The 12,799-nt window shown below is 41.9% G+C and carries 12 protein-coding genes; 7 read left to right on the forward strand and 5 right to left on the reverse strand.

Features of this window, described 5'->3' with window-relative positions; all coding sequences use genetic code 11:
• Nucleotides 1-267 precede the first annotated feature (267 nt).
• The 3 genes from QNK26_RS10430 (at nucleotide 268) to QNK26_RS10440 (ending at nucleotide 4,554) form a co-directional block, all read left to right on the forward strand.
• Nucleotides 268-1,659 (forward strand): nucleobase:cation symporter-2 family protein, encoded by a 1,392-nt coding sequence (locus tag QNK26_RS10430; protein ID WP_319222744.1) that lies wholly within the window; start codon nucleotides 268-270, stop codon nucleotides 1,657-1,659.
• Nucleotides 1,660-1,880: 221 nt separating this feature from the next.
• A complete protein-coding gene (locus QNK26_RS10435) occupies nucleotides 1,881-3,233 on the forward strand; it encodes an 8-oxoguanine deaminase (RefSeq protein WP_319222745.1) in 1,353 nt (450 codons plus the stop codon).
• A 220-nt stretch (nucleotides 3,234-3,453) separates the two neighbouring features.
• The gene (locus QNK26_RS10440; protein ID WP_319222747.1) at nucleotides 3,454-4,554 is read left to right on the forward strand and encodes an alkene reductase; all 1,101 of its coding nucleotides are present in this window, start codon (nucleotides 3,454-3,456) and stop codon (nucleotides 4,552-4,554) included.
• Nucleotides 4,555-4,637: 83 nt separating this feature from the next.
• Here QNK26_RS10440 and QNK26_RS10445 read toward each other — a convergent pair whose 3' ends face one another.
• Nucleotides 4,638-4,931 carry a metalloregulator ArsR/SmtB family transcription factor gene (locus QNK26_RS10445; protein WP_319222748.1) on the reverse strand — a complete coding sequence of 98 codons (294 nt, stop codon included), beginning with the start codon at nucleotides 4,929-4,931 and terminating at the stop codon, nucleotides 4,638-4,640.
• A 190-nt stretch (nucleotides 4,932-5,121) separates the two neighbouring features.
• Here QNK26_RS10445 and QNK26_RS10450 point away from each other — a divergent pair, with 190 nt between their 5' ends.
• Complete coding sequence (locus QNK26_RS10450; protein ID WP_319222749.1) at nucleotides 5,122-6,825, forward strand: FAD-dependent oxidoreductase; 1,704 nt, start codon at nucleotides 5,122-5,124, stop codon at nucleotides 6,823-6,825.
• 235 nt (nucleotides 6,826-7,060) lie between these two features.
• On the opposite strand, the gene QNK26_RS10455 is transcribed toward QNK26_RS10450, so the two are convergent.
• The 3 genes from QNK26_RS10455 to QNK26_RS10465 form a co-directional block, all read right to left on the reverse strand.
• A complete protein-coding gene (locus tag QNK26_RS10455; protein ID WP_319222751.1) occupies nucleotides 7,061-7,588 on the reverse strand; it encodes a cytochrome b in 528 nt (175 codons plus the stop codon).
• A 19-nt stretch (nucleotides 7,589-7,607) separates the two neighbouring features.
• Nucleotides 7,608-8,225, reverse strand: a complete 618-nt coding sequence (locus QNK26_RS10460) for a short chain dehydrogenase (RefSeq protein WP_319222752.1) — start codon at nucleotides 8,223-8,225, stop codon at nucleotides 7,608-7,610.
• Nucleotides 8,226-8,415: 190 nt separating this feature from the next.
• Nucleotides 8,416-9,312, reverse strand: coding sequence for a LysR family transcriptional regulator (locus QNK26_RS10465; protein ID WP_319222754.1), 897 nt, complete (start codon nucleotides 9,310-9,312; stop codon nucleotides 8,416-8,418).
• Nucleotides 9,313-9,414: 102 nt separating this feature from the next.
• Between QNK26_RS10465 and QNK26_RS10470 the strand changes: the two genes are divergently transcribed.
• From QNK26_RS10470 to QNK26_RS10480, 3 genes are read left to right on the forward strand one after another with little or no spacing between them, the layout of a single operon-like run.
• The gene (locus tag QNK26_RS10470; protein ID WP_319222756.1) at nucleotides 9,415-9,903 is read left to right on the forward strand and encodes a luciferase family protein; all 489 of its coding nucleotides are present in this window, start codon (nucleotides 9,415-9,417) and stop codon (nucleotides 9,901-9,903) included.
• An 18-nt stretch (nucleotides 9,904-9,921) separates the two neighbouring features.
• Nucleotides 9,922-10,461, forward strand: coding sequence for an NADPH-dependent FMN reductase (locus tag QNK26_RS10475; RefSeq protein ID WP_319222757.1), 540 nt, complete (start codon nucleotides 9,922-9,924; stop codon nucleotides 10,459-10,461).
• A gap of 20 nt (nucleotides 10,462-10,481) precedes the next feature.
• Complete coding sequence (locus tag QNK26_RS10480; protein ID WP_319222759.1) at nucleotides 10,482-11,348, forward strand: glutathione binding-like protein; 867 nt, start codon at nucleotides 10,482-10,484, stop codon at nucleotides 11,346-11,348.
• A gap of 66 nt (nucleotides 11,349-11,414) precedes the next feature.
• Here QNK26_RS10480 and QNK26_RS10485 read toward each other — a convergent pair whose 3' ends face one another.
• On the reverse strand, nucleotides 11,415-12,743 hold the full coding sequence (locus QNK26_RS10485; protein ID WP_319222761.1) for an anaerobic C4-dicarboxylate transporter: 1,329 nt from the start codon (nucleotides 12,741-12,743) through the stop codon (nucleotides 11,415-11,417).
• Nucleotides 12,744-12,799: the final 56 nt, after the last annotated feature.

Genomic DNA, 12,799 nt, shown 5'->3' on the forward strand with positions numbered 1-12,799 from the left:
TAACAGGTTAATTATTTATCTTATTGATTAAATTGGCTTTACTTTTCATTTGTTCACTTTTGTAAATATCATATCAAGTTATTTCTAGTATTTTCATGTCTATCCTCTTTTAACATTGTTGCAACTTGGTTGCGATCTTGTGTACAGTATTTAATGATTATGGGTTTTATCATAACGTTATTGCGGTTACAGGTTTACAGATGGACAGGATGAGTCTTAATTAAGGTTTTGATTTATAAACTATTATCAAATTGAATTGAGGTAGGTATGAACACGGAAAGTAATAAAAATGATTTGTTATATGGATTACATGATCGCCCCGAACCACTAAAAGCGTTATTTGCCGCTTTTCAGCATATTTTAGCTAGCTTTGTCGGTATCACCACGCCAGCGTTGATTATTGGTGGTGTATTAGGATTAGGCAGTGAATTACCTTATCTTATTTCAATGGCGTTATTTGTGTCTGGGGTCGGAACTTTCTTACAAGCGAGACGTTTTGGACCTGTCGGTTCCGGTTTACTTTGTGTGCAAGGAACGAGCTTCGCTTTTTTAAGTGCTGTACTTGCCGCAGGTTTTATTGTTAAAAACCGTGGCGGCAGTCCAGAAGACATTTTAGCGATGATTTTTGGTGTCTGCTTTATCGCCTCTTTTGTTGAAATCGTATTAAGCCGTTTTATTCATAAACTGCAGCATATTATTACCCCCGTGGTAACAGGCATTGTTATTACCACCATAGGTTTATCACTGATTAAAGTTGGTATGACAGATATTGCTGGTGGTTTTGGCAATGAAAACATCGGCGACGCAAAATATCTCATTGTTGGTGCCATCACCTTGGGTACTATCATCCTCATTAATCGCTCAAATAATCAAGTTTTGCGACTTTCCGGTATCATGATCGGTATGGTTGTTGGTTATATCGCGGCTTATTTTATGGGTATGGTTAACAGTGATATTGCTGATGTTGCTGTTATTTCGATACCGTCTCCGTTTAAATATGGTTTTGATTTTGAGCTAGCTGCATTTATTCCGGTGGCTATTATTTCTATCGTTACAGCTATCGAAACAACTGGCGACTTAACCGCTAACTCGATGGTATCCAATGAACCGACTCGTGGTCCGGTTTATATCGAACGTATTAAAGGTGGCGTGTTAGGTGATGGCATTAATTCTTGCTTAGCGTCTATTTTTGGCAGTTTTCCAATGTCGACCTTTAGCCAAAACAACGGTGTTATTCAGTTAACGGGTGTAGCAAGTCGCTATGTGGCTTTTTATATTGGTGGTTTATTTATCTTGCTGGGTTTGTTTCCGGTTATTGGTGCCGTAATGCAAACATTACCTAAACCAGTATTAGGTGGCGCGACCCTGGTTATGTTTGGTACTGTTGCCTCGGCGGGTATTCGGATTTTAGCCACTGCTGATCTTGATCGTCGCGACTTGCTTATCATGGCGGTCTCTTTTGGCCTTGGTTTAGGTGTTGTCGCTGTACCTGAAGTAACGAGCTCATTCTCACCCTTGTTTAAGAGTATCTTTAGTTCTTCAGTTACCGTGTCTGGCTTGTCTGCGATCTTGATGAGCATGATCTTGCCACATAACAGAAAAATAGTGGCAGATGAGGTAGACACAGAGGCTACTGAGCAAAATCGCACCACTGTTTAACATTGACTTTATTGGTGTTTTTTGTTGTTATTACTTTAATCAGGTAGCGCTTATGGCGTTACTCGATTGACTGGAGGCTATGTATATGTAAATAGCCGTGATTTTTAATCAACTGATTGTGTACCTTTCCGGTTTGTGCACTTTTGGCTCCTACATCCGGGTTTGATGAATTAAGACTTTTGGTCTTTATTATTTTTAAATCCTGACAATTAGGAGTTTATATGCAAGTTAAATCATTGCGTCTGTGGATCAAGGATCCACTTGACTGTTTAGAGCCAGCTTATGCTGGTGGTATTGTTATTCAAGACGATATCATTGTTGAATTAGTCCCCTCTGGCGCTGAGCCTATTAATCCGGTCGATGAGATAGTCGATGCCAGTCAGCATGTGCTGATCCCTGGTCTGATCAATAGTCATCACCATTTCTACCAAACCCTGACGCGGGCTTTTCCTGCGGCATTAAACAAAGAATTATTTCCTTGGTTACAAAGTCTGTATCCGGTATGGGCTAAATTAACCCCGGAAATGATCGCCACTTCAACCCAAATTGCTCTGAGTGAATTATTACTGTCGGGTTGTACCACCGCCAGTGATCACCATTACTTATTCCCCGATGGTTTAGAACACGCTATCGACATCCAAGTTGAACAAGCTAAAAAGCTCGGGATCCGAGTGCATCTAACCCGTGGCTCTATGAGTTTAGGGGAAGACCAAGGCGGCTTGCCACCACGTACCACGATCCAAAGTGACACTGAAATTTTAGATGATAGTCTGCGTCTAATTAAGGAATATCATCAATACGAAGACGGTGCTATGACCCGTATTGCACTGGCGCCTTGCTCGCCATTTTCGGTGAGTGAAGAATTGATGACGGCAACCGGTGATTTAGCCCGCGAGCATAACGTTAGATTGCATACTCACTTAGCTGAAACCCATGATGAAACTGACTTCTGCATTAAAATGTTTGGGGTTCGACCAGTTGATTACCTTGAACGTGTCGGTTGGCTCAATGAGCGTACATGGTTAGCGCACGGTATTCATTTTAACGATCAAGAAATAACCCGATTAGGAGAGGCTGGCGTTGGTGTGTGCCACTGCCCATCGTCTAATATGATATTGGCGTCAGGGCAATGCCCAACATTAGCATTGCAAGCGGCGGGAAGTCCTGTCGGTTTAGGGGTTGATGGTTCGGCGTCTAATGATGGTTCTAACATGATTGGCGAAGTACGTCAGGCGTTGTTATTACAACGACTGCGTTATGGTGCCAGTGAGATCACTCATCAAAAAGCTTTCGAGTGGGCGACCAAAGGTTCGGCAGGCTGCTTAGGGCGTGATGACATTGGCGAGATTGCCGTGGGTAAACAAGCGGATATTGCTTTGTTTAAACTTGACGAAATTCGTTTTGCTGGCGCGGGTACTCCAGTTGCCGCGTTACTGCTTTGTGGCGCAACCAAAGCTGATAAAGTCATGGTTGCCGGTAGGTGGCGAGTACTTGATGGCGAAATCGTGGGACTGGATCTAAACCAGTTGATGGCGAAACAGATCATGCTGGCGACGCAGTTAGCCAACGCATAAGTTGACGCTATAAATCATAGCTAGCAGGCATCGCCTAATGCACCGTAAATCATCATGCATTAGGTGATTAAATCATTATAAATCGTTATCAACATCATCACTAATAATAATTTAATGATCATGTCTTTTGTCTGTACACTGCCTTTCTCGACAGTAATAAGACCGCAAACAGCGTTTGGATGGTCTGTTTTTAAGTTCGCAAATTAACTGGAATGACTAGATGAAAGACGCACTATTTCAAGCAATAAAACTCGGTAATCTGACGCTAAAAAACCGTATCGTTATGCCGCCAATGACGCGCTCTCGTGCTACTCAGCCTGGTAATGTCGCTAACCAGATGATGGCGGATTATTATGCGCAGCGCGCGTCCGCTGGACTGATTATTGCGGAAGGTACGCAAATTTCAGCCATGGGTCAAGGTTATGCTTGGACACCCGGTATCTATACCGCAGCACAAATTTTCGGTTGGAAAAAAGTAACAGATGCGGTTCATGCTAAAGACGGTGTTATCTTCGCGCAACTTTGGCATGTTGGCCGTGTGACTCATCCTGACAATATCGGTGGCGAGCAACCTATTTCCTCTTCCGCTCTTAAAGCTAAAAATGTAAAAGTATTCATTGATAACGGCACTGATGAAGCGGGTTTTGTTGACGTTGTAACGCCACGCGAGATGACTAAAGCAGACATTCAACACGTTATTGGTGAGTATCGTCAAGCCGCATTAAATGCGATTAAAGCCGGTTTTGATGGGATTGAATTACATGCCGCGAACGGTTACCTGATTAACCAGTTTATTGATTCTGAAGCGAATAATCGTACCGATGAGTACGGTGGCAGTATCGAAAATCGATTACGTTTTCTGAGTGAAGTGGTTGCTGCAATGGCTGAGGCGATTGGTGCGGATCGCATTGGTGTGCGTCTTGCCCCGTTTACGTCATTGAACGGCACGGTGGATGCAACACCAATCGCCAGTTATGCCTCTGCTGCGGCCTTATTAAATAACCACAAAGTAGCTTATATTCATATTGCCGAAGTAGATTGGGATGATGCACCAGACACGCCTGAAGAATTTAAACGGACAGTACGTGCGGTATACCAAGGTGTACTTATTTATGCGGGTCGCTACAACGATGAAAAAGGCGCTCAATCAATTGCTGCAGGGTTAACTGATATGGTTGGTTTTGGCCGTCCATTTATCGCCAACCCTGATCTGCCTAATCGCATTAAAAATAGTTACCCACTAGCAGCCCATAACCCTGAGACTTTATTTGGTGGTGGTGAAGCAGGACTGACAGATTATCCAGAGTTCAGTCCGAGCTAATTAACCGCAGATTATCTGGTCTCGACAAGTACTATGATAGCGAATAAGGAGCACAGTAAATCCTTATTCGCTGCGATTTAAACCTAATCACAAAAAATGTTATAAAAACTTCCAATCAAGGCTTCAATACGCTCATCCGCCAAGGAGTAAAACACTGATTGCGATTCTTTGCGTACCTTCACTATGTTATTTTTTCTTAATACCGCTAAATGCTGTGAGAATGCCGACTGGCTTAACGTGGAGTTTTCCTGCAACTGACTGGCACTCATTTCACCATCAACCAACTGACATAACACCATTAACCTTTCTGGATGTGCCATGGTTTTTAATAAATCCGCCACTTCTGTAGCGCGTTCTTGCATGTCTATGAATTCCATTATTACTGCTATTGTTATTCAATTGGGTACGTTCAGTTTACTCAGGATGCTAGATTAGTCAATGCTTGTTAAGCTATATCTAAATTAGAGTTTACTATATTAGACTTTACTAATTTAATGTTTTATAGTGTCTGCACAGTTTAAAAAAACGATTTAAAATTAATTAACTTTTAGTTTGGAGTGAGTAGCTATGACAAAGATTGTAATTATAGGTGGTGTTGCTGGTGGTGCTTCGGCAGCGGCACGTGCTCGTCGTTTAAGTGAAGATGCACAAATCATCATGTTTGAACGTGGTCCATTTGTGTCGTTTGCTAACTGCGGTCTGCCTTATCACATCGGTGGTGACATTCTCGATAGAAGCAAGCTGCTGCTACAAACCCCTGAAAGTTTTCTGGCTCGTTTTAACGTCGATGTACGCACGATGAATGAAGTGCTGAGTATTGACCGTGTTAATAAAACCGTGACGGTACATTCACTGCTTGACGATACTCAATACTCCGAGAGTTACGATTTCCTGCTATTAAGCCCAGGTTCAGCGCCGATTGTGCCGCCTATTGCTGGTATTGATAATCCGTTAACGCATTCGTTGCGTAATATTCCAGACATGGATCGTATCCTTCAGACAATCCAGACTAACAATGTTGAACATGCCACTGTTGTCGGTGGTGGTTTTATTGGCTTAGAGATGATGGAGGCATTTCATCAACGCGGTATAAAAACCACATTGTTAGAGCTTGCTGACCAAGTGATGATGCCTGTAGATAAGGAAATGGCTGGCTTTGCCCATGCCGAAATTCGTGACAAAGGCATTGATTTACGTCTTAGTACGGCACTGTCCGGTGTTGAATATGTGCCTGAAATTTATATCGCCAACGAAGAGTCAGGTGAAAATAGCAAACATCAACATATTAACGGTCATTTGAACCTAGCGCTTAGTAACGGCGAGTTGTTGAAGACAGAACTGTTAATTATGGCTATTGGTGTGCGCCCTGAAATCAAACTGGCTAAAGATGCTGGTTTAGAGGTTGGGCTGTTAGGGGGGATTAAAACCAACGCGCAGATGCAGACCAGCGATGCGGCTATTTTTGCGGTGGGTGATGCCATTGAAGAGCAAGACTTTGTCACCGGTGAGAAAACCATAGTCCCGCTTGCTGGCCCCGCGAACCGTCAGGGTCGTATGGCGGCGGATAACATGTTTGGGCGTAACGAAAGTTACCAAGGTACCCAAGGCACGGCGATCTGTAAGATATTCGATTTAGCGGTTGCTGCAACAGGCCAAAACGAAAAACAATTAACGCGAGCTGGTATTGCTTATGAAAAAGTCTATGTACATACCGCAAGCCACGCCAGTTATTACCCAGGCGCCGAGATTGTTTCTTTCAAAATGTTATTTGACCCAAGCACGGGCAAAATTTTAGGGGCGCAAGCGGCGGGTAAAGACGGCATTGATAAACGCATCGATATCATGGCAGTGGCCCAACGTGCGGGGATGACGGTAGAGCAACTGCAACATCTAGAATTAACCTATGCACCGCCTTTTGGTAGTGCTAAGGATGTGATCAATCAAGCGGCATTTGTGGCGCATAACATCATGAAAGGCGATGCAACCGCGATCCACTTTGATGAAATAGATCACTTAACCGATAGCCAAATATTGCTTGATGTACGTAATCCTGGGGAGTTAGAAAAATTAGGTCATATTGGTAACGCGATAAACATCCCGGTTGATGAGTTACGTCAGCGCATGCATGAACTGCCAAAAGACAAAGAGATCGTGATTTATTGTCAGGTTGGTTTACGTGGTAATGTCGCTTATCGTCAATTAGTGAACAACGGCTTTAAAGCGCGTAATCTGATTGGTGGTTACCGCACTTATCAGTTTGCTAAAGCTTAACTTTAATCCCCAAAACAATAAGGCAAGGCAACTGTTATATTGTGTTCGCCTTCGCGCAATGCTGGATTCGGTAGTCAAACGACAGCTATAAATACAACCATTGTTAATGAATTCAGCATTGGACTTAGCTCCCCCTTTTTTATAACTAATTGAGCGATAACGTTGACTTATTTCAAACCTATTTGGCGATTCCAGTCAGCGTTATCTCTACATATAAATAATGTACTCGATTGTGTTAAATCATTCTGTTTAATACGTCATTTTCTTTATCAAATAGTCGATGTTTAATCGCTCCTAATACATGGGCCGCAATCAATGCCAGCAATGAGTAGGCCAGTACTTTGTGGATGAGGTTTACCACTTCAAAAATGGCCATGTTGTCTGAGAACAGCTCTGGCAGGAGCAATCCAAAGAAATGAATACCGCTGCTGTAGGGATATACACAAGATTGGATATAGCCCAAAATAGGCACTAAAATCATTAATACGTATAAAGCTTTATGCGCAATTTTAGCGGCCAATTTTTCATGTTTAGGCATACCTTGCGGTAGCGCAGGCAGGGTATGTTTACTTCTCAACAACAAGCGTAAACACACTAAAATAAAAGCCAAAATACCAAATGACTTGTGCCAGAAATAAAGGTTTTCAGAGTGCTCCATGTTGTCTACTTCAAAGGGTGTCATATAGAATCCTAACGCTATAAGTCCCAAAATAATTAATGCACTCGACCAATGAATGGCTCTGATAGGTAATGGATATTTCATATTTATTTTTCTCATTAACTTAAAGTGAGTATTCTTCAGGAACTGTGAGGCCGCCCCAAGCGCGATATACTACGCCAGACTGCTCACTGTGAATTGATTCAACAAAGTATTTAGCAACATCAATTGCTGAAACCAGGCCTGTTCTAGTTCTTTCTGCTTCAACAACGGGGGCCGGACTGACCACGTTTAAGCGTAAATCATTCTTTAGAAAAGCCGCTGATTGCTTAACATAAGTATCAATAGCAGCATTGAATGGACCTGTGGCTAAGCTATATTCATTTGGATAATGAGATAAATAACCACTGGTTAACGTAACTGAACCGCGTCGATTTAAGTATTTTTCGGCAAGAGACACAATACGAAATTGTGCGACCAGTTTTCGTTCAGCACCCAATCGCAAATCTTCGTCTTCAATGGCATGATATGCTTTAAAGTTACTGTCACCACCAACAGAGACGACAACAGCGTCAACGTTTTGCACTTGCTTGAACACGGCTTCAATTGATTCCGCGTTAGTGTAATCAGCCGTGATATCACCACTACGAGAACCGACTCCAATAACCTCATGTTCATCTTTTAGCAGTTTTACGACTTCACTACCTATTTTTCCCGTTGCGCCAAAGACTAATATTTTCATCTTTCTTAACCCTCTTATTTTGGACTTGTGGCTAAGTATAATTAATAAATAATAATTTCTGTATGGTGAATAATGAAAAAACATATTTCTCAAATCTGGAAAAGTGATGTTAGAAAATAAAAAAGCCAACACGAGAGTTGGCTATTAATATGGCAGGTCTATGCAAGGACAATGCAAGGAAAATACAAAGCTAGAGAAAGTATTGCTCGTCAGTATTGTTGATAATAAAATCGATAACAGCTTTAATGATAGGGCTACCGGTACTTTTCTGGTGATAGAGAATTGATATATCAAACTCCATGGTTTTCTCTGGCAGCAACTCAATAAGTCGGCCTTGACGAATGCTCTCGTTGACAAATATCTCTGGCACTTGAGCCAAACCAACACCCGCCTCACACAAGTTAACCACGCATTCAGCATCGTTAACTTCTATAGGTCCATCGATATGCACGCTACTAATGCCACCATCAGTGTTGCTAAACCCCCATCTTTTGGGGTTTGCCACTGAATTATCAATAATACAAACGTGCTTATTTAAGCTTTCTGGACTTAATGGAGCGCCAAATTTTTCAACATAGTCGAGACTGGTAACAAGTCGCAAAGCTTGTTTTCCTAGTTTTTTAGCAATGAAATTTGAATCAGGCAGTTTACTTACTCTTAAGGCGATATCTATACCTTCTTCTACCATGTCATTGAAGTCATCTGCCAGTAATATATTTAAATGGACGCCTGGAAACTCAGCATGGAATTTTGGCAATATATGCTGACAGAGTCTTTTCCCCATCATGACTGGCGCAGTCATCTTCACTGAGCCAATCAGATCTATATTCTCTAAATTATCCGGATGCTCAAGTGAATCAACCGCCATCACAATATCTTTTATTTTGTCGTAATATGTTTGCCCCTCAAGGCTTAGCTTTAGGCTGCGGGTTGAACGATAAATCAATTTACGGCCTAACCAGGTTTCTAACTCATTAAGGTTTTTAGACACTACGGAATTAGCGATGCCTAATCTTCGCGCAGCTCCAGACATCGACGCCTCTTCAACGATCGCGTTGAAGATAGTCATCGCTTTTAATTTATCCATGATTTTTCTTATATTGGAAAATATATTTTCTCATTTTGCTGTATTCAGAAATTAAGTCAAGGTGCCTATACTGCAGCTATTGAAAAATGATTGGAGTACCTCATGTCTAAATTGAAATTAGCTAAAAGAATTGGTGTTAAGCCAATAACGAATCCATCACCCCCGCATTTACAGCACAATATGCATAGTCCTCGCGCTATTTATCATTCACTCGCTGATTGGATGTTTAATGCATTTCCTAAATCAAGAGAGCATGAAACTTGGATATCAGTGCCTTCAAGCCGCGCGATGTGGTTGGATGAAAATATTAAAAATACCCCAAGAGATGGTTTTATGCCACCACCACCTAAAAGTCGTGAATTTGCTCATTTACATAAAGATGGCAGCATCCATGTCTGTTTACCACAAAGAGATATTGATGCCATTTTTGCGGCTAAGTGGGGCGAACCTCATCCGTATAAAAAGCATGGTGTAAATGAAATTTTGGTTTATGCACCTCAAAATAAAAAAGAGATGGACGTTTTGAAGGACGTCATTACTGCCAGTTATGAATACGTCACCAATGAAGAATATATCCCTGTTTATCAATAAATAAAAAGAGAGTTCACCATGCAGAAAATCATCGCGTTTACCGGAAGTAACCACAGTAATTCTATTCATCAGCAACTGCTTAATTTGGCGGTAGAGAAAATAGTCGAGAATGAAGTCACCATGCTCAACCTCAGTGATTTCCCGCTTCCTATATACAGTTTAGATATTGAAGCCAAAGGTATCCCACAAGAAGTCTACCAACTTAAAGAAGAGTTTGTGAAACATGACGCCATTATTATTGCAACGCCCGAGCATAATGGTTCTATGCCGGCGTATTTAAAAAATGTTATCGATTGGTTGTCACGATTAGTACCAGCAAAAAGCCCATTCTTTGGTAATGAGGCCAAACCTATTTTATTAATGAGTACTTCTCCTGGCCCAACTGGCGGGGCGACAAATTTAAATACCATGGCAGAACTTATGCCTTGGTGGGGTGGTGATGTCAAAGGTACTTATAGCCTTGGCAGTTATTTTGAAAAGGTAATTGATGGCAAGTTAACACCAGCAACAGATCAAGAGTTAACCGACCTGATTAAACGATTTGAAGCTCAACTATAGGGGTATTAAGAATGGCTTACATGAAACAAGGACAATGGCAGGCATCGGGCGAATTATCTGAATTGTCACATGTCGATACTTTTAACGAATTTTCTTCATTAGAACAAGGTCGATTTCATTTGTACGTTTCGTACGGGTGCCCCTTTGCGCATCGGGCCATTCTGGTTATTGCTCTATTAGGGTTAGAAAAATATGTCTCAATATCTTCGGTTGCGCCACTTAAAGACAGCAATGGCTGGGAATTTAGTGACCAGTATTGTGATCCTTTGAAACCTAGACGTTACTTGTATCAAGTCTATCAGGATGCAAAGCAGGATTACACTGGACGCATATCCGTACCGGTATTATGGGATAAAAATCTCAATACGATTGTGAGTAATGATTCTTTAGAAATAACTAAATGGCTAGTAAAGCAAGCAATATCACGATCTAGCTTAGAGTTAATACCAGAGCAGCATCAAAAAGAAATTGAACAACAATGTCAATGGATTAACGAACACATCAATACTTTGCCTTTTAAGGCTGGCTTTACTAGGGAGCAACATGAATATGAAGAGGCAAGCTCTGCATTTTTTAAAAACCTGGAGCGGTTAGATAATAAGTTAGCCCTGAGCCCATATTTTAACGGTGTTGCCATATCGCTGAGTGATCTCTTGATCCTGCCAACTTTAGTCCAACTTGAACTGGTTTACGCCACCCATTTTAAACTGAATTATCAGCCGCTAAGCTATTATGAGCATATTTACAAATACCTAACGGGTTTAATGAGTGACAAAAGCATCCGTTCTACTTTTCATCTCGATTTTATTAAAACCACCTATTTTGCAGGGCAACCCGAGATTAACCCTTCTCGATTAATCCCTAAAGGCCCTGTTATAAATTGGTAATATGTCGATAACAACCATTTTCTGCAACAGAGCCACTTTTAAATACACACGGGCTTTTTGGGTTTGTTAACCAATGATGATTTGACCTAATACATAACCAACCAAACAAGCAGAAATAACCCCAATTAAGCCCACCGACATGAACGAATGGTTAAAGTAGTACTTACCAATTTTAGTGGTACCTGAGTTATCAAAGTTTACCGTGGCAATGTCTGATGGGTAGTTTGGAATAAAGAAATAACCATATACTGCAGGCATTAAACCAATCACCAATGCGGGTTCGAGTCCCAGCGCCAAACCGACGGGTAACATCATCCGTGCTGTGGCCGCTTGTGAGTTAACCACCACAGAGACGATAAACAGGGCTAAGGCAAACGTCCACGGATGCAGGGTAACCATATCAACAATACCGGCTTTAAATTGCGGCATCGCGTATTGGAAATAGGTATCAGACATCCAGGCGATACCAAAAATAGCAATGGCTGCCACCATACCTGACTTGAATACCACGCCATTAGGCACATCGCGCGGGTCAGTTTTGGTTGCCAGCAAGATCACACCACCAAACGCTAACATCATCATTTGGATCACTACCGACATTTTGATTGGCGCAGCGCCTTCGCTGATCGTTCGAATGTCAGGGAACATAGCAATCACCACGATAGATACGATCGCAGCTAAAAAGATAAGTACTGCATTACGTGCTTTAGTCGGTAGTTGTTCATCTAACGAGGTTGAAGTGGTATTTAAGATCTTTTCACGCCAGATTGGATCTTTTAAACGTGCTTGATATTCCTCATCATCGTCTAATTCTTTACCACGGCGTAAGCTATACAGCGCCAGCATCAAGGTACCAAATAATGTCGACGGCACGGTGACCATTAAGATCGACAGTAGGGTAATTGACGAATCGATATCCACTAATTGGGCTAAATAGAATACCACTGCAGCCGAGAGTGGTGACGCGGTGATACCGATTTGCGAGGCCACAGATGCCGCGGCCATTGGGCGCTCAGGACGAATACCATTTTTTAGAGCGACATCACCAATGATTGGCATAATTGAATATACCGCATGACCGGTACCAAGCAAAAATGTCATGGTATAGGTAACAAAAGGGGCAATTAAGGTCACCCGTTTTGGATTGGTTCTTAAAATACGTTCGGCAATTTGCAGCATGTATTTAAGCCCGCCAGCGGCTTCGAGGATCGAGGCACAAGTGACTACCGCTAAGATAATCAGCATCACAGTGACAGGCGGAGAAGTCGGCGGCATTTTGAAGATAAAGACTTCAATCACCAAACCAATCCCAGATACAACCCCTAATCCTATGCCACCAAATCGGGAACCGATATAGAGCACGACCAACAAAAACAGAAATTCAAAATATAACATAACACCACCTAGTATATAACTTTATAGGTAGGAGGGTATATGGTAAATACGACAGT

Origin of the sequence: Moritella sp. (assembly GCF_033791185.1) — a bacterium.
In the GTDB taxonomy this organism is placed as follows: domain Bacteria; phylum Pseudomonadota; class Gammaproteobacteria; order Enterobacterales; family Moritellaceae; genus Moritella.